This window comes from Enterobacter sp. R-25 (assembly GCF_049913205.1).
Classification (GTDB): domain Bacteria; phylum Pseudomonadota; class Gammaproteobacteria; order Enterobacterales; family Enterobacteriaceae; genus Enterobacter; species Enterobacter ludwigii.
This window is the reverse complement of sequence record NZ_CP183982.1, coordinates 4,430,909-4,452,269: the sequence shown is the minus strand read 5'-3', so window position 1 is coordinate 4,452,269 and position 21,361 is coordinate 4,430,909. Positions and strand designations below refer to the sequence as shown.

General features: G+C 55.8%; 22 protein-coding genes. 13 read left to right on the top strand and 9 right to left on the bottom strand.

The annotated features are described in order from the left end of the window. Positions 1 to 48: 48 nt before the first annotated feature. On the bottom strand, positions 49 to 438 hold the full coding sequence (locus ACN9MQ_RS21310) for a hypothetical protein (RefSeq protein ID WP_333193494.1): 390 nt from the start codon (positions 436 to 438) through the stop codon (positions 49 to 51). A gap of 323 nt (positions 439 to 761) precedes the next feature. Then, on the bottom strand, positions 762 to 1,811 hold the full coding sequence (locus ACN9MQ_RS21305; RefSeq protein ID WP_014172027.1) for an AI-2E family transporter: 1,050 nt from the start codon (positions 1,809 to 1,811) through the stop codon (positions 762 to 764). A 144-nt stretch (positions 1,812 to 1,955) separates the two neighbouring features. Between ACN9MQ_RS21305 and ACN9MQ_RS21300 the strand changes: the two genes are divergently transcribed. Further along, the gene (locus ACN9MQ_RS21300) at positions 1,956 to 3,173 is read left to right on the top strand and encodes an MFS transporter (RefSeq protein WP_020884535.1); all 1,218 of its coding nucleotides are present in this window, start codon (positions 1,956 to 1,958) and stop codon (positions 3,171 to 3,173) included. A 4-nt stretch (positions 3,174 to 3,177) separates the two neighbouring features. On the opposite strand, the gene ACN9MQ_RS21295 is transcribed toward ACN9MQ_RS21300, so the two are convergent. Together ACN9MQ_RS21295 and ACN9MQ_RS21290 are read right to left on the bottom strand one after the other, a co-directional pair. After that, positions 3,178 to 3,735, bottom strand: coding sequence for a DcrB family lipoprotein (locus tag ACN9MQ_RS21295; RefSeq protein ID WP_014172025.1), 558 nt, complete (start codon positions 3,733 to 3,735; stop codon positions 3,178 to 3,180). A 72-nt stretch (positions 3,736 to 3,807) separates the two neighbouring features. Continuing rightward, positions 3,808 to 4,473: a 7-cyano-7-deazaguanine/7-aminomethyl-7-deazaguanine transporter gene (locus ACN9MQ_RS21290; protein ID WP_020884536.1), complete on the bottom strand. Its 666-nt coding sequence runs from the start codon at positions 4,471 to 4,473 to the stop codon at positions 3,808 to 3,810. Positions 4,474 to 4,639: 166 nt separating this feature from the next. On the opposite strand from ACN9MQ_RS21290, the gene tusA reads away from it, so the two are divergent. The 4 genes from tusA (at position 4,640) to ACN9MQ_RS21270 (ending at position 7,863) form a co-directional block, all read left to right on the top strand. Next, positions 4,640 to 4,882 carry a sulfurtransferase TusA gene (gene tusA / locus ACN9MQ_RS21285; RefSeq protein ID WP_020884537.1) on the top strand — a complete coding sequence of 81 codons (243 nt, stop codon included), beginning with the start codon at positions 4,640 to 4,642 and terminating at the stop codon, positions 4,880 to 4,882. 191 nt (positions 4,883 to 5,073) lie between these two features. After that, on the top strand, positions 5,074 to 6,045 hold the full coding sequence (locus ACN9MQ_RS21280) for a TRAP transporter substrate-binding protein (protein ID WP_346590180.1): 972 nt from the start codon (positions 5,074 to 5,076) through the stop codon (positions 6,043 to 6,045). Positions 6,046 to 6,056: 11 nt separating this feature from the next. Next, positions 6,057 to 6,566 carry a TRAP transporter small permease gene (locus tag ACN9MQ_RS21275; protein ID WP_426021565.1) on the top strand — a complete coding sequence of 170 codons (510 nt, stop codon included), beginning with the start codon at positions 6,057 to 6,059 and terminating at the stop codon, positions 6,564 to 6,566. 10 nt (positions 6,567 to 6,576) lie between these two features. Further along, positions 6,577 to 7,863, top strand: a complete 1,287-nt coding sequence (locus tag ACN9MQ_RS21270) for a TRAP transporter large permease (RefSeq protein ID WP_014172020.1) — start codon at positions 6,577 to 6,579, stop codon at positions 7,861 to 7,863. Between the two features lie 42 nt (positions 7,864 to 7,905). Here ACN9MQ_RS21270 and zntA read toward each other — a convergent pair whose 3' ends face one another. Both zntA and ACN9MQ_RS21260 read right to left on the bottom strand, forming a co-directional pair. Next, positions 7,906 to 10,092: a Zn(II)/Cd(II)/Pb(II) translocating P-type ATPase ZntA gene (gene zntA, locus ACN9MQ_RS21265; RefSeq protein ID WP_426021564.1), complete on the bottom strand. Its 2,187-nt coding sequence runs from the start codon at positions 10,090 to 10,092 to the stop codon at positions 7,906 to 7,908. Positions 10,093 to 10,168: 76 nt separating this feature from the next. Then, positions 10,169 to 10,795, bottom strand: coding sequence for a lysoplasmalogenase (locus ACN9MQ_RS21260; RefSeq protein WP_014172018.1), 627 nt, complete (start codon positions 10,793 to 10,795; stop codon positions 10,169 to 10,171). A gap of 129 nt (positions 10,796 to 10,924) precedes the next feature. On the opposite strand from ACN9MQ_RS21260, the gene ACN9MQ_RS21255 reads away from it, so the two are divergent. After that, a complete protein-coding gene (locus ACN9MQ_RS21255) occupies positions 10,925 to 11,284 on the top strand; it encodes a DUF2500 domain-containing protein (protein WP_014172017.1) in 360 nt (119 codons plus the stop codon). Between the two features lie 47 nt (positions 11,285 to 11,331). Here ACN9MQ_RS21255 and ACN9MQ_RS21250 read toward each other — a convergent pair whose 3' ends face one another. Both ACN9MQ_RS21250 and rsmD read right to left on the bottom strand, forming a co-directional pair. Further along, a complete protein-coding gene (locus ACN9MQ_RS21250) occupies positions 11,332 to 11,613 on the bottom strand; it encodes a DUF1145 family protein (protein ID WP_014172016.1) in 282 nt (93 codons plus the stop codon). After that, on the bottom strand, positions 11,597 to 12,199 hold the full coding sequence (rsmD, locus tag ACN9MQ_RS21245) for a 16S rRNA (guanine(966)-N(2))-methyltransferase (protein ID WP_020884541.1): 603 nt from the start codon (positions 12,197 to 12,199) through the stop codon (positions 11,597 to 11,599). Before rsmD ends, ACN9MQ_RS21250 begins: the two co-directional genes overlap by 17 nt. Before the next feature lie 127 nt (positions 12,200 to 12,326). Between rsmD and ftsY the strand changes: the two genes are divergently transcribed. From ftsY to livJ, 6 genes are all read left to right on the top strand, one after another. Beyond that, entirely contained in the window at positions 12,327 to 13,793 is a 1,467-nt protein-coding gene (ftsY, locus tag ACN9MQ_RS21240; RefSeq protein ID WP_044857784.1) for a signal recognition particle-docking protein FtsY, read from the top strand. A gap of 2 nt (positions 13,794 to 13,795) precedes the next feature. Next, positions 13,796 to 14,461, top strand: coding sequence for a cell division ATP-binding protein FtsE (gene ftsE, locus ACN9MQ_RS21235; RefSeq protein WP_014172013.1), 666 nt, complete (start codon positions 13,796 to 13,798; stop codon positions 14,459 to 14,461). Beyond that, the gene (gene ftsX / locus ACN9MQ_RS21230) at positions 14,454 to 15,509 is read left to right on the top strand and encodes a permease-like cell division protein FtsX (protein WP_014172012.1); all 1,056 of its coding nucleotides are present in this window, start codon (positions 14,454 to 14,456) and stop codon (positions 15,507 to 15,509) included. Before ftsE ends, ftsX begins: the two co-directional genes overlap by 8 nt. A gap of 251 nt (positions 15,510 to 15,760) precedes the next feature. Beyond that, on the top strand, positions 15,761 to 16,618 hold the full coding sequence (gene rpoH / locus ACN9MQ_RS21225) for an RNA polymerase sigma factor RpoH (protein WP_014172011.1): 858 nt from the start codon (positions 15,761 to 15,763) through the stop codon (positions 16,616 to 16,618). Positions 16,619 to 16,754: 136 nt separating this feature from the next. Beyond that, on the top strand, positions 16,755 to 18,020 hold the full coding sequence (locus ACN9MQ_RS21220; RefSeq protein ID WP_426021563.1) for a 4-aminobutyrate--2-oxoglutarate transaminase: 1,266 nt from the start codon (positions 16,755 to 16,757) through the stop codon (positions 18,018 to 18,020). A gap of 196 nt (positions 18,021 to 18,216) precedes the next feature. After that, the gene (livJ, locus tag ACN9MQ_RS21215; protein ID WP_072126534.1) at positions 18,217 to 19,317 is read left to right on the top strand and encodes a branched chain amino acid ABC transporter substrate-binding protein LivJ; all 1,101 of its coding nucleotides are present in this window, start codon (positions 18,217 to 18,219) and stop codon (positions 19,315 to 19,317) included. A gap of 86 nt (positions 19,318 to 19,403) precedes the next feature. Here the strand turns inward: livJ and panM are convergent, their stop codons facing one another. Next, the gene (gene panM, locus ACN9MQ_RS21210) at positions 19,404 to 19,796 is read right to left on the bottom strand and encodes an aspartate 1-decarboxylase autocleavage activator PanM (protein WP_426021562.1); all 393 of its coding nucleotides are present in this window, start codon (positions 19,794 to 19,796) and stop codon (positions 19,404 to 19,406) included. Between the two features lie 424 nt (positions 19,797 to 20,220). Here panM and livK point away from each other — a divergent pair, with 424 nt between their 5' ends. After that, positions 20,221 to 21,330: a high-affinity branched-chain amino acid ABC transporter substrate-binding protein LivK gene (gene livK, locus ACN9MQ_RS21205; RefSeq protein WP_049022901.1), complete on the top strand. Its 1,110-nt coding sequence runs from the start codon at positions 20,221 to 20,223 to the stop codon at positions 21,328 to 21,330. Positions 21,331 to 21,361: the final 31 nt, after the last annotated feature.

The following is a 21,361-nucleotide window of genomic DNA, read 5'->3' as shown; positions in this document are numbered from 1 at the left end:
GCCGAGAAAAACGTTATCGGGCCATGTCGGCCCGACATGAGGAAAATATTACAGCGCGGCACCTGCAGAGAGGTTCATCTGAATATCGTGGTCGAGGTTATGCACCCAGCGGTTATAGTTCTTGTGGATTTTACCGTCGGCGGCTTTCAGGTTCATACTGCTTTCGTAATTAATTGAATAGCTTGTCGCAGAATAAGGAATACGGATTTCGACCGAGTGGTCGCGTGCCTGCAGACGGCCTTTAATTACGCCCGGGCCCGCTTCGCTCATGATCCAGTCGCGCTTCTGGCCTGCTTTCAGAATGGCGGATTTCACCTGCTCAGCAGTGTGGCCTGTACTGACAGTAGCGTGAACCTGATCGATTGGGGCGGTACGCGCGCAACCGGCCAGTGCGCTGACGACAGCAACAGCAGCAAACCATTTAATGATCTTTTTCATCAACAACTCCGTATCAATAATAACAATTTAAATCAGTAATTTTAAAAAATTATATTTTGGCGGAGTATTATCGCTAATGAGGATAATTTCTGTCGATATAAAAGTGGGTATTTATTTTACGCGAGGGGAGGTGTAATGCATTGAAACGAAAGGGTGAGAATTATATGCCATGTAATTTGCGTTAAATAAATATTTGCATGACGATTCATTTATTATGGCAAGATAAATAACGCGAAATCCTCCTTAGCGAAAATGAAAATTACCGCGCGGTGAGCGTCGCGGTAATTTTCGGTGTGTTGCACAGTTACGCGCTGTGGGACCCGTTATCCCGGCAGTCGGCTTTTCGGTCGCCCGGGACCCAACAGGATCGCCAGTTTACTGCCACCTTTGGTGGTTTCCATCCAGATCTTACACACGCTGGTCAGCGGTACTGACAGTAACATCCCGACCGGCCCCAGCAGCCATCCCCAGATCAGCAACGACAAGAACACCACCAGCGTCGACATTCCGAGACGGTGGCCCATCATGCGCGGCTCAAGGATATTGCCAAGCACCATATGCACGACCAGGAACAGCGCCCCCACCAGCATGCATTCGTAAAAGCCATTGAACAGAAACGCCTGAATCATCGGCGGCACGGCGGAAAGCACCGCGCCGATGTTGGGTACGTAGTTCAGCAGAAACGCCAGTACGCCCCACATCAGCGCGAACTGCACGCCCATCAGCATCAGTCCCAGCCAGACAATCACCCCGGTCCAGACGCTTAACAGCGTTTTCAGGGCCAGATATTTGGACACGCCCTTCAGGGCCCGGTGTAAACCCGCAATATGAATTTGCGGGTTATTCAGCGCAAAGCGCAGCTTATAAGGAACATGGCGGACCTCGAACAGCATAAACACCACCGTCATCACCAGCAGCAGGATGCTGGCCATCGCGCCGGAAAGGCCGGTCATCAGGGTGGTGGCGTAGGTCATGACCTTCTCTGAATCCATGCGGCGTAACATCCGCTCGGGTGAGATATGCAGGTTAAGAAAAGGCATCATCTCCTGAAGCGAAACGATCTTACGCGTCAGCTCTTTGTTGTACTGCGGGAGCATGGTGGAGAATTCACTGAGCGACGCCGCCAGCACGCCGAAAAGCGCCGTCAGGGCAATCATCATCACGATGACCACGATGGTAATGGCCACCGGACGGCTGATGCCCCGGCGCAAAAACCAGGTCACCAGCGGATTAAGCACAATGGCAAAAAAGAGCGCCAGCAGGAGCTGGACAATGATGTCAGCGGCAGCATGGATACCTGCGAGGATAACCACCAGGCAGGCGAGTTTTAATAAGATGTGAAGTCCTGCTTTGTCGGACTGGTTCGGTATCATGCGGGTTCCTTAATGTGATAGCCCGTTAAGTGTAGTGCCCGGTGGCCGCTTCGTCTGGAGCCGATAATCTGAAAGTCAGTGCTGATTTTCTTATCCTGCCGTGGTAATAGTGAAACACTGTTGTAAAAATTCAGGTTAAACCCCATGCCAGAGCATGCCGCCGAACCGGCGCTGAGCGGATTGCGCCTCAATCTGCGCATTGTTTCCGTTGTGATTTTTAACTTCGCCAGTTATCTGACGATTGGCCTGCCGCTGGCGGTGTTGCCGGGCTATGTCCATGACGTCATGGGTTTTAGCGCATTCTGGGCGGGGCTGGTCATCAGCCTGCAGTATTTCGCCACGCTCCTGAGCCGCCCGCATGCCGGGCGCTATGCGGATCTGTTTGGGCCAAAGCGCATCGTCATAGTGGGGCTCTGCGGCTGTTTTCTGAGTGGTCTGGGCTACCTGCTGGCCGCCACCACCAGCCACTGGCCGCTGGTCAGCCTGGCGCTGCTCTGTCTGGGGCGAGTGATTCTGGGTATCGGACAAAGTCTGGCGGGTACCGGTTCGACGCTGTGGGGCGTGGGTGTGGTGGGCGCGTCCCATATTGGCCGGGTGATCTCGTGGAACGGTATCGTCACCTACGGCGCGATGGCACTGGGCGCACCGCTGGGGGTGATCTGTTATGCCTATGGCGGGCTATCCGGGCTGGCTATCACCATTATGGTCGTCGCGCTGCTCGCGATTCTGTTTGCCCTGCCGCGCCCGAAGGTGAAGGCCAGCAAAGGCAAGCCGCTGCCGTTCAGGGCGGTGCTGGGGCGCGTCTGGCCTTATGGTATGGCGCTGGCGCTGGCAACCACCGGCTTCGGCGTGATCGCCACGTTCATTACTCTCTTCTATGACGCCAAAGGCTGGGACGGCGCAGCCTTTGCCCTGACGCTGTTTAGCTGTGCGTTTGTCGGCGCGCGTTTGCTCTTCCCGAACGGTATCAACCGTCTGGGGGGACTGAATGTGGCGTTGATCTGCTTTGCGGTAGAGATTGTCGGGCTGGTGTTGACCGGGATTGCCACCGCACCGTGGATGGCGAAAATGGGCGTTTTCCTCGCCGGCGCTGGCTTTTCGCTGGTCTTCCCGGCACTCGGCGTGGTCGCGGTAAAAGCCGTGCCGCAGCAGAACCAGGGGTCGGCGCTGGCGACCTACACGGTGTTTATGGACATGTCGCTGGGCATTACCGGGCCGCTGGCGGGGCTGGTGATGGCGTGGGCAGGGGTACCGGTAATCTATCTTGCCGCGGCGGGTCTGGTGGTTATCGCATTGATGCTGACATGGCGGCTAAAAAAATGGCCCCCGGTGCAGGCACCGGAGGCCACGTCATCATCGTGAAGAATTACTGGATCACGATGGTGTTAATGATGTTTTCAGCAGCCGTCTGCGCTTTCTGCTGATTTTCCGCCGGCAGAGTGATCTGCAGGGTCAGCAGTTTATTATCGACCTTGCCAAGCACCACGGAAGAGTAAGCGGTCTGGCCTTTTGCTGAAATGATGCTGTCCAGCTGTTGCAGCGTGTGGCCTTTCAGTTCGATAGATTTATTGGTCACGACCTGCAGCTGCGGATCGCGGCTGCGCTGCTGATCTTCCAGACGTTTGGTCATGACGGCCAGGTCTTCGCTGGTGTCGTCGCCCACAATCACAATGACGGCTTTCTGCCCGGTTGCATCGGAGTAAACGTGCATATTGTTCGCCTGGGTACCCAGCTTGCCGCTCTGGTCAGTCATATCTGCCGGCAGAGAGAAACTGAGTTTACCGTCCAGCAGACTCACCGGCTGACCGGTGGCGTTGCTCTCTGCAGACGCGCCCTGAGCAGGCGTTTTCGTGTCGCTGTTATCACAGGCTGCAAGGCCCACAACCAGCAGGCCAATCCCGACATATTTAACCAGATTGCGCATTAACTTCTTCCTTTCGATAAACGGCCATAACGGCTGATTGGCTCATCTTATCACAACTGATAAAGCGAACCCTTAACCAGCCTGCAATGCTGTGATTTCAGATTTATCTGCGAGTCTTTTCAGCAGCATATTCAGCAGGACGCCGTACATCGGCAGGAAGAACACAATGCTGATAAGCACCTTGAAGCAGTAGTCCACAAGGGCGATTTCCATCCAGTGCTGGGCCATAAATGCATCCGGGCTACGCCAGAATGCGATAAAGAAGAAGGCCAGCGTGTCGCTGACGTTGCCGAACAGCGTGGACGCCGTGGGTGCCATCCACCAGCGATGATTTTGACGCAGGCGGTTAAACACGTGAACGTCGAGGATCTGCCCCAGCGCGTAGGCCATAAAGCTGGCGGAGGCGATACGGGCGACAAACAGGTTGAAGTGCGTTAACGCCTCGAACCCCTGCCAGCTTCCCATATAAAACAGGGAAGAGATCACGTACGAAATGAACAGCGCCGGCAGCATGACCGCAAAAATAATGCGGCGAGCCAGTGGTGCGCCGAAAATACGTACGGTCAAATCAGTGGCGAGAAAAATAAACGGGAAACTGAACGCGCCCCACGTGGTATGAAAACCAAAGATGGAGATCGGGAGTTGCACCAGATAGTTGCTGGAGGTAATCACCAGCAAATGAAAAAGCGAAAGCCAGAACAACGCTTTAACGCGCTGCGAATCAGAAAACTGCATCATGTTGTAACCTTTTTATACGTTGGGGTGAGGGAACCCAATAAAAACCGCAGCATGATACTGCTTTGACCGGACATTGCAAAGGTTAGTTTTTACGCAATCGTTAACCTGGTTGCATTGCCGACGATGGGGCGTAAACTACAGCCGTTTTTACCTGACCGAGAAGAACATGACCGATCTGTTTTCCAGCCCAGACCACACCCTTGATGCTCAGGGCCTTCGCTGCCCGGAGCCGGTAATGATGGTACGTAAAACCGTGCGCAACATGCAGACCGGTGAGACGCTGCTGATCATCGCCGACGACCCCGCCACCACCCGCGACATTCCCGGTTTTTGTACCTTTATGGAACATGAGTTGGTGGCACAGCAGACCGAAACGCTGCCGTACCGGTATGTGATCCGCAAGGGGTAAATGCGGCCTGATGGCCTCACCCCGACCCTCTCCCACCGGGAGAGGGAGAAAACCTTTCTAAACCATCGTTTCAAAATTTCACGCTTTTGTGAGGCGCTTCACCCCCGCTTTTCCGGCCGTAGTCTAGTTTTTAAGCGTACAAAAATAAAACACTGTTTTAACGCTTATCTCACTACCCTGGAGTTGACCCGATGAAAACGACCCTCAAGCCGTTACTGGCCGCCCTGTGCCTCTCCGCTTTTGCCTGCTCTGTCGCTGCGCAAACCATCAAAGCCGCCGATGTGCACCCTGAAGGCTACCCGAACGTGGTGGCGGTTCAGCAAATGGGTGAAAAACTCAAACAACAAACCGACGGCAAGCTGGAGATCAAGGTTTTCCCCGGCGGCGTGCTGGGGGATGAAAAACAGATGATTGAGCAGGCGCAGATGGGGGCGATCGATATGATCCGCGTCTCGATGGCGCCGGTGGCGGCCATCCTGCCCGATATCGAAGTCTTCACGCTGCCCTACGTTTTCCGCGATGAAGACCACATGCACAAAGTGATCGACGGGGATATCGGCAAGCAAATTGGCGATAAGCTAACTGCCAACCCGAAATCACGACTGGTGTTCCTCGGCTGGATGGACTCCGGCACCCGCAACCTGATCACCAAAGATCCGATTGTTAAACCCGACGATCTGAAAGGGAAGAAAATCCGCGTACAGGGCAGTCCGGTGGCGCTGGCGACGCTGAAAGATATGGGCGCTAACGCGGTGGCAATGGGGGTAAGCGAAGTTTACAGCGGAATGCAAACCGGCGTGATTGACGGCGCGGAGAATAATCCACCGACCTATGTCGCGCATAACTATATGCCGGTCGCCAAAAACTACACCCTCAGCGGCCACTTTATCACCCCGGAAATGCTGCTCTACTCAAAAGTGAAGTGGGACAAACTCAGCGCCGACGAGCAGAAAAAGATCCTGACCCTGGCCCGTGAAGCCCAGTTTGAACAACGTAAGTTGTGGGAAGCCTATAACGCCCAGGCGCTGGAAAAAATGAAGGCTGGCGGGGTGCAGTTCCACGAGATCGACAAAACGGTATTTATCAAAGCCACAGAGCCGGTGCGCGCCCAGTATGGCGAAAAGCATCAGGGTCTGATGAAAGCCATCGCTGACGTCAAGTAACCGGAGTACGTATGTCCGAACTCTATCTGAAGTGGATGGACCGTCTCTACCTGCTGGCGATGGCCGTGGCGGGCATTTCGCTGCTGGTGATGACGATTGTGATCCCCATCGGCATTTTTTCGCGCTATGTGCTTAACCGCGGTGAATCCTGGCCGGAGCCGGTTGCCATCATCTGCATGGTGACCTTCACCTTTATCGGCGCGGCGGTCAGCTACCGTGCCGGTTCGCACATTGCGGTGAATATGCTCACCGACCGGCTGCCCGGGCCGTTAAAAACCGTCTGCGCACGGGCCGTTGATCTGCTGATGCTGCTGATCGCTGGCCTGATGTTCTGGTACAGCTACTGGCTGTGCGTCGAACTCTGGGAGCAACCGGTCGCCGAATTTCCGGTCCTGACCTCCGGCGAGAGCTATCTGCCGCTGCCGGTGGGCTCTGCCGCTCTGATCCTGTTTGTGATTGAGCGCCTGCTGTTTGGCTCGCAGGAAAACCGTCCCGTCGTGCTGATCGGCAACCACAGTTAAGGGGTGAACAATGGATGCATTCGTTTTGTTATTCACCCTCGCCATTTTGCTGGCGCTGGGGATGCCGGTGGCTTTTGCCGTCGGGCTAAGCGCCGTCGCGGGCGCATTGTGGATAGATTTACCCCTCGAGGCGCTGATGATTCAGATAACCAGCGGGGTGAATAAATTCACGCTGCTGGCGATCCCCTTCTTTATTCTCGCGGGTGCGATTATGGCGGAAGGGGGGATTGCCCGACGGCTGGTCAATTTCGCCTACGTGTTTGTTGGCTTTATTCGCGGTGGGCTGTCGCTGGTGAATATTGTGGCCTCCACGTTCTTCGGCGCGATTTCCGGCTCGTCGGTGGCGGATACGGCCTCCATTGGCAGCGTAATGATCCCGGAGATGGAGAAGAAGGGCTATCCGCGCGATTATGCGGCGGCGGTGACCGCCAGCGGGTCGGTACAGGCGATTTTGATCCCGCCCAGCCACAACTCGGTAATTTATTCCCTCGCGGCAGGCGGGACGGTCTCTATCGCGACGCTGTTTATCGCGGGGGTGCTGCCAGGGCTGCTGCTCGGCGTAAGCCTGATGGCAATGTGTCTGGGCTTTGCCCGCAAACGTGGCTACCCGAAAGGGGAAAAAATTCCCTTTAAGCAGGCGCTGAAAATCACGCTGGACGCGCTGTGGGGGCTGATGACCGTGGTGATTATTCTCGGCGGGATACTGTCCGGGATATTTACCGCAACGGAATCCGCTGCCGTGGCCTGTCTGTGGGCGTTCTTTGTCACCATGTTTATCTACCGGGACTACAAATGGAACGAACTGCCGAAGCTGATGTGCAGGACGGTGAAAACCGTCACCATCGTGATGATACTGATTGGCTTTGCGGCGGCGTTTGGCGCGGTGATGACCTACATGCAGCTCCCGAGCCGTATCACCGAGTTCTTCACCTCACTCTCCGATAACAAGTACGTGATCCTGATGTATCTCAACATCATGCTGCTGCTGATCGGCACGTTAATGGACATGGCACCGATCATCCTGATCCTGACGCCAGTGCTGTTGCCGGTGACCAATTCGCTGGGCATCGATCCGGTGCATTTTGGGATGATCATGATGGTGAACCTGGGGATCGGGCTGATTACGCCGCCGGTCGGTTCGGTGCTGTTTGTGGCGAGCGCGGTAAGTAAACAGAAAATCGAGCATGTGGTTCGCGCCATGCTGCCGTTTTACGGCATGCTGCTGGTGGTGCTGGCGATGGTGACGTACATCCCGGCCATCTCGCTGTGGCTGCCGCGCGTGTTAGGGATGCAGTGACGCCGTTTTCCGCCCTCTCCCGGTGGGAGAGGGCATCTTGTGTTATTGTCGACGTAATAAGCGGAGCGCGTTCGCCGTCACCAGTACCGTCGCGCCGGTATCCGCCAGCACCGCCAGCCACAGGCCGGTTATACCGAGCAGCGTGGTGACCAGGAAAATCCCCTTCAGGCCCAGCGCAATCCCGATGTTCTGACGGATATTGGCCCGCGTGGCGCGCGCCAGAGCAATCATCTGCGCCAGCCCGGTCAGGCGGTTATGGGTGAGTGCCGCGTCGGCGGTTTCCAGCGCCACGTCGGTGCCGCTGCCCATTGCAATGCCAATGGTGGCGGCTTTCATCGCCGGGGCATCGTTGATGCCGTCACCCACCATTGCCAGCGGTGCATGGTTGTTCAGTTCCGTTACGGCGCGCACTTTATCCGCAGGCAATAACCCGGCTTTAAACGCCAGCCCCAGCTCACCGGCAATCGCTGCCGCGGCTCGCGGGTTATCCCCGGTGAGGATCACCCCCTGCACGCCCAGTTGATGCAGCGCGGCGACGGCGTCTTTTGCATCGTCACGCAGGGTGTCACGCAGTGCCAGCATCCCTATCGCCACGCCGTTTTGCACCACCATCACCACGGTTTGCCCGGCCTGTTCCAGCGCCTGGACTGGCTGGCTCAGCCCGGCCGCCGGAAACGTATTCGCGGCAACGATCAGGACGTTATTCCCTTCAACGTCGGCTTCAATCCCGGACCCGACCAGCGCCCGCTGTGCGGTGGCGGCAGGGATGTCCAGCCCACGCGACTGCGCCTCGCGGACTATTGCCTGTGCCAGCGGGTGGGTGGAGCCTTGTTCGACGGCAGCGGCCAGGGTGAGCAGCGTATTTTCACTGCCCTCCTGAGGATAAATGCCCGTGACCTGCGGTTTACCCACCGTCAGCGTACCGGTTTTATCGAAGGCGATATGTTGTACCTGGCTCAGTTGCTCCAGCGCCGCACCGCCTTTAATCAGCGCTCCACGACGCGCCGCGGCCGCCAGACCGGAGGTAATGGCCGCCGGCGTGGAGATCACCAGCGCGCACGGGCAACCAATCAGCAGCAACGTCAGACCTTTATAAACCCAGCCTTCCCAGGCTGCGCCCAGGAATAACGGTGGAATAATTGTCACCAGCAGAGCGACCAGCATGATGGCGGGGGTGTAGATCCGGCTGAAGCGATCGATAAAGCGCTCAACGGGTGCGCGACGCTCCTCAGCCTCTTCAATCAGCTTCAGGATGCGGTCGATGGCGCTCTCACCCGGTCCGGAGAGGACCGTGAGTTGCACCAGACGATCGACGCTGGTGGCGCCTGCAGGCACTTTCTCGCCCGCTGAGCGTTCAACCGGAATCGACTCGCCGGTGAGGGCACTTTCATCGAAACTCGCCGTGGCGGTAAGCAGTTCACCGTCCGCAGGCAGACGCCCGCCGGCGGCGACCTCAATCACATCACCCGGGCGCAGCGTGTTAATTGCCACCGTCTGGCGTTCGCTGTCCGTCACCCGCGTTGCGGTTTCCGGTTTCAGCGCCATCAGCGCGCTGACCCCTTTCCGTGCCCGACTCGCCGCCCAGCCCTCAAGGCGCTCGCCAATTAAGAACAGCAACAGCACCATGGCCGCTTCCGCCGTCGCGCCAATAAACAACGCGCCGATCGCCGCCACGCTCATCAGCGTTTCGATGGCGAACCAGCTTCCGCTTTTCATCAGCCGCACGGCCTGACGGGCAATCGGGAACAGTCCGACAAGCGTTGTGGCGATGAACGCCAGGTTACCGAACGGGTGGTTAAATTGCTCCAGACCCCAGCTCAGGGCCATCATGATGATAAGGGTGATAATGGGCAGGTTTTCTCGCAGGGCTGACGTCTTTTCGACAGGTGCGGTTTCGCTGCGCAGGCTGTAACCGGCCTTACTGACGGCGGCTTCAACCAGCGTGCTGATGTCATTATCGGCGCTGACCAGCAGCTTCTCGGTGGCGAAGAGCACCTGGACGTGGCTGACGCCGGGGACCTGTTTTACCGCGTTTTCGACTTTACGGGCGCAGGCCGCGCAGTCCATACCGTTGACCACCCAGCTGTAGCGGTTTGCGCTTTCCGGGAGCGGCAGCGTGTTTTGCGTTTCGCATGCGCCGTCGCAGCAGCAGTCGTCCTTCGCGGGAACGGGGCTGAGCTTAAGTGCCGAGAATTGTGGAACTTTTTTAGGTGTTTCTGGAGTCGACATGGCAGTCTCCGGTAATGATAATTTTCTCATTAACCGCAGCATACACTCTGGAGTCGACTCCAGAGTCAAGGCTTATTTAGATATACAGCGAACGCACAATCAGGAAGTGCCCGGCAAAGTAGCAGGCGGCGGCAATCGCGTTATCCGCACGGAAGCGGCGACGATAGTGGCTGCCCAGCCAGACGATATTCCCGAGTAACAGCAGCGTGGCACCAAAGAACGCGGACATTGCCGGTGCCGTCGGACGGAAGAACCACAGTTCACCCGCCAGCCATACCATCACCAGCGTCATGGCGATAAACGTGCAGACAGGCAAGCGCATCTCTTCCAGACGCGTCCAGATCACCGCGATCAACAGCGCGCCAATGACCAGCAGCACCAGCGGCAGCGGCCAGAAGAAGGAGAGCGTCATCTGGCTGGCGAAGTAAATGGTATAAAGCAGATGCGACAGGAAAAATGCCCCAACGGCATACAGCAGGCGCTGTCGCGGCAGCAGGGTTAAGGCATCACCAATCAGGGACGCACACAGACCGGCAAGAACCAGATAGCTGACGGCGTTAAACATGGGCGCTTGCCAGGCAAGCAGCAGGAGTAACAACAGCGTGACGGGTTTAAACAACCATCGCTGCCAGGCAGGGCCGCGATAGGATGCATCGACGTAAAGCCATGCGGAAAAACAGACAGCGATAAATGACCAAAGCATATTAACTCCCTGTAACTGTTGAGTCTGAATAATCAGTTTCTTCTTCAGTGTAGTGATGGGGGCAGGCGTTTGGCAATGCCGGGGAAGGCAAGGTATCCTGAATTCCGTATAATCTGATGGGATTTTTGAATGAGCAAGATGCCGCTTTTTTTCGTTATCGTGGTGGCGATTATCGTCATTGCCGCCTCCTTTCGTTTCGTGCAGCAGCGCCGTGAGAAGGCGGACAACGATGCCGCGCCGTTGATGCAAAAACGCGTGGTGGTAAGCAATAAACGCGAGAAAGCCCTCAATGACCGACGCTCGCGCCAGCAGCAGGTTACGCCGGCGGGAGCCACCATGCGCTATGAAGCGAGCTTTAAGCCGGAAACCGGCGGGCTGGAGATGACCTACCGTCTGGAGGCGCAGCAGTACCATCAACTGACGGTGGGAGAAAAAGGGATGCTGAGTTACAAAGGGTCGCGGTTTGAAGGGTTTACGCCAGATCGGTAATGTTCCCTCTCCCGCAGGGAGAGGGGTAGGCTGAGGCTTGAGGCGCCTTACTTCTTCGCCTGGGCCTTAAATTTCTTCATCCACACCAGCAGTTCAAATACGCCAAAAATAAACACGCGCAACTGCTGCCAGCCGGTCATCTGCGGACCGTCTTTTGGCAGGCCGTTTTTCAGCATCACCATCTGCAGAGCATGCATGAAGGTGGTAAAAATAAAGGCCACGTTCACAAAGATGTTCATCGGGCGCGGGAACGGGTGCACCAGATTGAGGAGCAGAAATGCCCAGACGCCCAGCATCAACAAACGTCCCACATTAATCAGTACTGGCATTGGATTCTCCTTGTGCCTGACGGTGATACAGACGATAAGCGACCTGACCTGCCACTTTTTCTCGGTGCAGATCCCAGTGTACCGGGACCGGCGGTAAACCATTTTCGACTTCGCTTTCGACGTAGATTAACGCGTCATCCGCCAGCCAGCCGTTGTTTTCCAGCAGGGATAACGTCTCCTCCAGCAGCCCCTTGCGGAACGGCGGGTCGACAAACACCACGTTGTGCGGCGTGCCCTTTTGCGCGAGGAAGCTCAGTGTGTTGGTATTCACTACTTTGGCGTTGGTCGCTTTCAGCGTTGCCAGATTTTGCTGCAACGTCTGCGCAACGCCGCGCTCCATTTCCAGCAGCGTGGCGCTGGCGGCATAGCGCGACAGCGCCTCCAGACCCAGCGCGCCGCTGCCCGCGAAGCAGTCCAGGCAGTGGGCATCCACCATTGAGGGAGCCAGCCAGTTAAACAGCGTTTCGCGTACGCGGTCCGTGGTTGGGCGTAGTCCGGGGCTATCCGGCACCGGTAATTTCCGGCCTCGCCACTGGCCGCCGATAATACGAATTTGACCGGCTGGGGCGCGGTTGGGTTTCTTCATCTCTGGAAAGCTCTGTTAACAATTGGCCTGCGATTGCGGGCGGTGATGTCAATTAAGTAAAGTGTTAGACTATTTCATCATTTTTTTAGCTTCCATGTATATAGCGCCGCGAGGAGTGTAGTCGCAGATGGCAAAACAAAAAAAACGTGGCTTCTTTTCCTGGCTGGGCTTCGGTGAAAAAGAGCAAGAAACAGAGCAGAAAACCGAAGAACAACAAGCCGTTGAAGAGCAGTCTCAGCCTGAAACGCCGGTAGAAACTGCCGCCGTTGTCGACGCGGAAGAGCACGCGCACAGCAAAGAAGAGACCGAAGCCTTTGCTGAAGAGGTGGTGGAAGTTACCGAACAGGTTCAGGAAAGCGAGAAGCCAGAACCCGTTGTGGTAGAAGACGTTATCGATACGCCGCAGGCGATTATCGAGCATGAAACGTTGCCGCTGCCGGAAGAGGTGAAAGCCGAAGAGGTTTCAGCGCAGGAGTGGCAGGCCGAGGCAGAAACCGTCGAAATTGTTGAGGCGGTGGAAGAAGAAGCACAAGACGAGCCAGCGCTTACCGACGAAGAGCTGGAAGCCCAGGCGCTGGCGGCAGACGCGGCGGAAGAAGCGGTTATCGTCGTGCCGGTGGAAGCGCAACCAGAGCAGGGTGAAGAGGTTGCTCAGGAGCAGGAAAAACCCACCAAAGAAGGTTTCTTCGCCCGCCTGAAGCGTAGCCTGCTCAAAACCAAAGAAAACTTAGGTTCCGGATTTATCAGTCTGTTCCGCGGCAAGAAGATCGACGACGATCTCTTTGAAGAGCTGGAAGAGCAACTGCTGATCGCCGACGTTGGGGTGGAAACAACCCGTAAGATCATCGCCAGTCTGACCGAAGGGGCGAGCCGCAAGGCGCTGCGTGACGCCGAAGCGCTGTACGGTCTGCTGAAAGACGAGATGGGCGAAATCCTCGCAAAAGTTGACGAACCGCTTAATATTGAAGGCAAAACGCCATTTGTTATTCTGATGGTTGGCGTGAACGGTGTGGGGAAAACCACCACCATCGGCAAGCTGGCGCGACAGTTTGAGCAGCAGGGCAAATCGGTAATGCTGGCGGCAGGTGATACCTTCCGTGCGGCGGCGGTTGAGCAGCTGCAGGTCTGGGGCCAGCGTAACAACATTCCGGTGATTGCGCAGCATACCGGTGCGGATTCCGCCTCCGTTATCTTTGACGCCATCCAGGCGGCGAAGTCGCGTAATGTGGATGTGCTGATTGCCGACACCGCAGGGCGTTTGCAGAACAAAGCGCACCTGATGGAAGAGTTGAAGAAAATCGTCCGCGTCATGAAGAAGCTGGACGAAGAGGCACCGCATGAAATTATGCTGACCATTGATGCCAGCACCGGGCAGAACGCCATCAGCCAGGCGAAGCTGTTCCATGAAGCGGTAGGGCTGACCGGGATCACGCTGACCAAACTGGACGGCACCGCGAAAGGCGGGGTGATCTTCTCCGTGGCCGATCAGTTCAATATTCCTATCCGTTACATCGGTGTGGGCGAGCGTATTGAGGATTTACGTCCGTTTAAAGCGGACGACTTTATTGAGGCACTATTTGCCCGAGAGGACTAACAATGATTCGCTTTGAACACGTCAGCAAGGCCTATCTCGGTGGGAGACAAGCGCTGCAGGGGGTGACATTCCACCTGCAGCCAGGCGAGATGGCATTCCTGACCGGCCATTCCGGCGCGGGGAAAAGTACCCTGCTCAAGCTTATCTGTGGGATCGAGCGGCCGAGCGCCGGGAAAATCTGGTTCAGCGGCCATGATATTAGCCGTCTGAAAAACCGTGAGGTGCCGTTCCTGCGTCGTCAGATTGGCATGATTTTCCAGGACCACCACCTGCTGATGGATCGCACCGTTTTCGATAACGTGGCCATTCCGCTGATTATTGCCGGTGCCAGCTATGATGATATCCGTCGTCGCGTCTCTGCGGCGCTGGATAAAGTCGGGCTGCTGGACAAAGCGAAGAACTTCCCGATCCAGCTGTCTGGCGGTGAACAGCAGCGTGTGGGGATTGCCCGTGCGGTGGTGAATAAACCTGCGGTACTGCTGGCGGATGAACCGACCGGTAACCTGGACGACGCCCTGTCAGAAGGGATTTTGCGTCTGTTTGAGGAATTTAACCGCGTTGGGGTGACGGTATTGATGGCGACGCACGACATCGGGCTGATTTCCCGTCGTTCGTACCGCATGCTGACCCTGAGCGACGGTCATTTGCACGGAGGCCTCGGTGAATAAGCGTGATGCAATAAACCAGATTCGGCAGTTCGGAAACCGGTTTGACCGCTTCCGTAAGCCGCAGGGCGGCGGTGACGGCAATCGTAATGCGCCAAAGCGTGCGAAAGCGGCGCCTAAGCCGAACTCCCGCAAAACCAACGTGTTCAACGAGCAGGTGCGTTATGCGTTCCACGGTGCGTTGCAGGACCTGAAAAGCAAACCGCTGGCGACGTTCCTGACGGTGATGGTGATTGCCATCTCCCTGACGCTGCCAAGCGTCTGCTACATGGTCTATAAAAACGTTAACCAGGCGGCGTCGCAGTACTATCCTTCTCCGCAGATCACGGTCTATCTGGATAAGGCGCTCGACGATAACGCGGCGGCGCAGGTTGTGGGGCAAATCCAGGCCGAACAGGGCGTAGAGAAAGTGAATTATCTCTCTCGTGAAGAAGCCCTGGGTGAGTTCCGTAACTGGTCAGGCTTTGGCGGTGCGCTGGACATGCTTGAAGAGAACCCCCTCCCGGCCGTGGCGGTGGTGATCCCGAAACTCGATTTCCAGGGGACCGACTCGCTCAACACCCTGCGTGACCGCATCACCCGTATCAACGGGATTGATGAAGTGCGCATGGATGACAGCTGGTTTGCGCGTCTTGCTGCGCTGACCGGGCTGGTAGGGCGCGTGGCGGCGATGATTGGTGTGCTGATGGTGGCGGCGGTCTTCCTCGTCATCGGTAACAGCGTACGCCTGAGCATTTTCGCGCGTCGCGACACCATCAACGTGCAGAAACTGATTGGTGCGACGGATGGCTTCATCCTGCGTCCGTTCCTGTACGGTGGCGCATTGCTCGGTTTTTCCGGCGCATTTCTTTCACTGATATTGTCAGAAATTTTGGTGATGCGGCTGTCCTCTGCCGTAACCGAGGTGGCGCAGGTTTTCGGAACGAAGTTTGATATCAGCGGCTTAGGGTTCGATGAGTGCCTGTTACTGCTGCTGGTGTGCTCGATGATCGGCTGGGTGGCAGCATGGCTGGCAACCGTGCAACATTTACGTCACTTTACTCCCGACTAATAAAAGCGTGATATAATCTTTCCCTGCACCGAGATGTTCGCTCTGCAGGGAAAGCGTCCCTGTTGTCTCTTCCCCTGTTATCATCTCCATGTCACAATTTGTGCGTAATTTATTCACCGTTGCACCTGGAACTTGTGGATAAAATCACTGTCTGATAAAAGAGTGAATGCTAATCTCGTGGCTCAAACGCTTTGGCATGGTTGTTGCCTGATGGGGACAGCCTGGACCAGAAGAAACATTGAGAGGAATGAATGACCAAAGAAATGCAAACTTTAGCTTTAGCCCCTGTTGGTAACCTGGAATCTTATATCCGGGCTGCGAACACCTGGCCGATGTTAACGGCCGAGGAAGAAAAGGAGCTTGCTGAAAAGCTGCATTACCAGGGCGATCTGGAAGCAGCGAAAAAGCTGATCCTGTCTCACCTGCGCTTTGTTGTTCACATTGCTCGTAATTATGCGGGCTATGGCCTGCCGCAGGCGGACTTGATTCAGGAAGGTAACATCGGTCTGATGAAGGCTGTACGTCGCTTCAACCCGGAAGTGGGTGTGCGACTGGTCTCCTTCGCCGTGCACTGGATCAAAGCAGAAATTCATGAATACGTGCTGCGCAACTGGCGTATCGTGAAAGTCGCCACGACAAAAGCGCAACGTAAACTGTTCTTCAACCTGCGTAAAACCAAGCAGCGTCTGGGCTGGTTCAATCAGGATGAAGTTGAAATGGTGGCGCGCGAGCTGGGCGTATCCAGCAAAGACGTGCGTGAGATGGAATCCCGTATGGCCGCGCAGGACATGACCTTCGATATGTCCTCCGACGACGACGGCTCTGACAGCCAGCCAATGGCACCGGTTCTGTATCTGCAGGATAAAACCTCTAACTTTGCTGACGGCATTGAAGAGGATAACTGGGAAGATCAGGCCGCGAACAAGCTGACTTCAGCAATGGAAGGCCTCGACGAACGTAGCCAGGATATTATCCGCGCCCGCTGGCTGGACGAAGACAACAAGTCCACGCTGCAGGAGCTGGCCGATCGCTACGGCGTCTCCGCTGAACGTGTGCGTCAGCTTGAAAAGAACGCCATGAAAAAACTTCGCGCCGCTATCGAAGCGTAATTTCCGCGATGTCCCCGATAACCCTCGAATGCAAATTCGGGGGTTTTGTTTTTTTATCTCCCGCTCTGGCGAATTCCCTCCCCCTGGCAAACACTTACAGATGCGCTAAGCAGGTGAATTTCTCAGGGGGGACAGGGTGAAAAACAGTGAACTGAATGACCGGCGTTTGCAGGCGACGCCGCGCGGTATCGGCGTGATGTGTAACTTCTACGCCGATAAAGCCGAAAATGCCACGGTGTGGGACGTCGAGGGTAACGAGTATATCGACTTCGCCGCCGGGATTGCGGTGCTGAATACCGGCCATCGGCATCCAAAAGTCATTGCCGCCATCGAAAAACAACTCCACGCATTTACCCATACGGCATATCAGATTGTCCCGTACGAAGGCTATGTGGCGCTTGCCGAGCGTATCAACCAACGTGTACCCGTTGATGGGCCTGCCAAAACGGCTTTCTTCTCTACGGGAGCAGAGGCGGTCGAAAACGCGGTAAAAATTGCCCGCGCGTATACCCGTCGTCCTGGCCTGATCGCCTTTGGCGGTGCCTTCCACGGCCGTACCTTTATGACGATGGCGTTGACGGGGAAAGTGGCGCCGTACAAACTCGGTTTCGGTCCGTTTCCCGGATCGGTTTATCACGCACACTATCCAAATGATCTGTACGGCGTCAGCACGGCAGAAGCGTTAAAAAGCCTCGAACGCATCTTCAAAGCCGACATTGCGCCGGACCAGGTGGCGGCCATTATCCTGGAACCGGTTCAGGGGGAGGGGGGATTCAACATTGCCCCCGCCGATTTTATGCAGGCCCTGCGCGAACTGTGCGATACGCACGGAATTTTGCTGATTGCCGACGAAGTGCAAAGTGGCTTTGCGCGAACCGGCAAGCTGTTCTCGATGGAACACCATTGCGTGAAGCCGGATCTGATCACCATGGCGAAAAGCCTGGCCGGCGGGATGCCGCTCTCGGCGGTCTCTGGCCGGGCGGAGGTGATGGATGCCCCCGCACCTGGCGGGCTGGGCGGGACTTACGCCGGCAACCCGCTGGCGATTGCCGCAGCCCATGCCGTGCTGGATGTGATTGATGAAGAGGATCTCTGCACGCGCGCGGCGCATCTTGGCCATCATCTGGTGGAAGTGCTGAACAAAGCGAAGGGCGACTGTCCGTTTATTGCTGATATTCGTGCCCAGGGCTCAATGGTGGCGGTGGAGTTTAACGACCCGCAAACCGGACTGCCGTCGCCGGAATTCACGCGTCAGGTCCAGGAGCGTGCGTTGCAGAAAGGTCTATTGCTACTGAGCTGCGGCGTGTACGGCAACGTTATCCGTTTCCTCTATCCGCTTACCATCCCCGAAGTTCAGTTCCGTAAAGCGCTGGATATTATCTCCGCGTCGCTGACACGTTAAAGCCCTGGCCCGGCGGTGATCCCTGCCGGGCTTATCATATATTCATTTCAAATTAGCTATTCCAAAATCATAAAAATGGGGTATGTTTTAGCAGAGTATGCTGAAAAAGCGCGACTGTCATACCTATAACTGAAATAAAGCGCTACATAACAACATCACGACAATCGTAATAACCATAATAATGGGGAATCTCAGGATGAATATGAAGGGTAAAGCGTTACTGGCAGGATGTATTGCGTTGGCATTCAGCACGATGGCACAGGCCGATATTAAAGTGGCTGTCGTGGGCGCGATGTCCGGTCCGGTAGCACAGTACGGCGACCAGGAATTTACCGGCGCAGAACAGGCGGTTGCAGACATTAATGCTAAGGGCGGCATCAAGGGCGAAAAACTGCAGATCGTAAAATATGATGATGCCTGTGACCCGAAACAAGCGGTTGCCGTGGCGAACAAAGTGGTGAACGACGGAATCAAATACGTTATCGGTCACCTGTGCTCCTCTTCCACGCAGCCCGCGTCTGATATCTACGAAGACGAAGGCATTCTGATGATCACCCCGGCTGCAACGGCGCCGGAACTGACCGCACGTGGCTATAAGCTGACCCTGCGTACCACCGGTCTGGATTCAGACCAGGGCCCAACCGCGGCAAAATACATTCTGGACAACGTGAAGCCGAAGCGTATCGCGATTGTTCACGACAAACAGCAGTACGGTGAAGGTCTGGCGCGTGCCGTGCAGGATGGTCTGAAGAAAGGCAATGCCAATGTGGTCTTCTTCGATGGTATCACCGCCGGTGAGAAAGACTTCTCCACTCTGGTGGCACGTCTGAAGAAAGAGAATATTGATTTCGTTTACTACGGTGGCTATCACCCTGAAATGGGCCAGATCCTGCGTCAGGCACGTGCGGCCGGTCTGAAAACCCAGTTTATGGGTCCGGAAGGGGTGGCGAACGTTTCCCTGTCTAACATCGCCGGTGAGTCTGCTGAAGGCCTGCTGGTGACCAAACCTAAGAACTACGACCAGGTGCCTGCGAACAAACCGATCGTAGATGCCATCAAGGCGAAGAAACAGGATCCAAGCGGCGCGTTTGTCTGGACCACCTACGCTGCGCTGCAGTCTCTGCAGGCGGGTCTGAACCAGTCAGCCGATCCGGCTGAGATTGCCACCTGGCTGAAAGCCAACTCTGTCGATACCGTGATGGGTCCGCTTTCCTGGGATGCGAAGGGCGATCTGAAAGGCTTCGAGTTCGGCGTGTTTGACTGGCATGCTAACGGAACGGCGACCGACGCCAAATAAAAGCAAACGGCAACCTTTCGGTTGCCGTTTTAGTATTTGCGCCCTCTCCTGTGGGAGAGGGGCGGGGTGAGGGCATCAGGCGGCATTCAGCAAACCTGACGTTTCTCCCACCCGTTCTCCTGCGCCGTAAACCCTAACGCCTGCATAAACGCCGCCATCACGCCGCGGTCTTCCACGCCCACGTCGGCCATCCACCAGGAGGTAACGTTCGGGTTTTCACGGATTATCTCTTCAATTAAATACTGCCCCACACCACGACGACGGGTCACGTCACGTACGCGCAGTGAGTCCAGCGCCCCTTCGGTGCCGCTCAGGGTCACGCGAACCGCGGCGAGCAGACGCTCGTTAAAGTGTGCGGCGTAGATGCGGTGTGTCTCATCGACGCGGAGTGAAGAAGGGGAATATTCCGGCCAGATCTTGCCCAGGTCGATATGATCCTGGTCGCTAAAGGTCACCAGACGCACGATAGTCAGTTTCATTAGCTGCTTGTCCAAATCAAATTGAGTAGGGGCAGTGTACTCAATTTATTCCCTCAGCGGCTTCCTCTTTTTATCCCGGTTCACCAGGTGATTAGTTTTTTGGCAGCGCAAAGGGCAGTTTGAAAACACATGGATCGAAAAATAAGCAGAATTTTAACCTGAATGGCAGTGAATTATTCGGCGCTTTGTACCGTTATTTTATGCTGCAAACTGCAATTTTATTTGTTTATCTCTGCCTTGTTTCAGAATATTATCTTTGCTTAATCGCCTGAAAAATAGAGATTTTAGTCTGGTTTTTATGAAAAAACTGCGCTAAACCATTAAAGGCGCTGGTAAAAATAGCGTTGTGCATTAAAAGTACAGAATGCTTTTTAACCATAATAAAACAAAATATATACACGACATCACGAATGGGGATTCAGAGATGAAAAGGAACGCGAAGACGTTACTCGCGGGGATGGTTGCATTGGCGATTTCGCATGCAGCCATGGCGGAAGATATTAAGGTTGCTGTAGTGGGTGCGATGTCCGGTCCTGTTGCCCAGTGGGGGGACATGGAGTTCAACGGTGCTCGCCAGGCAATCAAAGACATCAACGCCAAAGGCGGCATCAAAGGCGACAAGCTGGTTGGCGTGGAATATGACGACGCCTGCGATCCCAAACAGGCCGTCGCGGTTGCTAACAAAATCGTGAACGATGGTATTCAGTACGTGATTGGCCACCTGTGCTCGTCGTCCACCCAGCCTGCGTCTGATATCTACGAAGACGAAGGCATTCTGATGATAACCCCGGGCGCAACCAACCCTGAACTGACTCAGCGCGGTTATCAGCACATCATGCGTACTGCCGGTCTGGACTCGTCTCAGGGACCAACCGCCGCCCGATACATCCTCGACACCGTCAAGCCGACGCGCATCGCCATTATTCATGACAAACAGCAGTACGGCGAAGGCCTGGCGCGCTCCGTTCAGGACGGGCTGAAAAAAGGCGGCGCGAATATCGTCTTCTTTGATGGCATCACCGCTGGCGAGAAAGATTTCTCCGCGCTGATCGCCCGTCTGCAAAAAGAGAATATCGATTTTGTTTACTACGGCGGCTACTACCCGGAAATGGGTCAGATGCTGCGTCAGGCGCGTTCGGTCGGGCTGAAAACCCAGTTTATGGGGCCAGAAGGCGTCGGTAACGCCTCCCTGTCGAACATCGCCGGGGACGCAGGCGAAGGCATGCTGGTGACGATGCCAAAACGCTATGACCAGGATCCTGCGAACAAGGCTATCGTAGACGCGCTCAAGGCGCAGAAGAAAGATCCAAGTGGTCCGTACGTCTGGATCACCTACGCGGCGGTGCAGTCTCTGGCAACCGCGCTGGATCGCACCGGCAGCAAAGAACCGCTGGATCTGGTGAAAGATTTAAAAGCACACGGGGCGAACACCGTGATTGGGCCGCTGAACTGGGATGAGAAAGGCGATCTGAAGGGATTTGAGTTTGGTGTCTTTAAGTGGCACGCCGACGGTTCGTCCTCGGTCGCCAAATAATTATCCCACCGCCCGGACCGCCGGGCGGGTA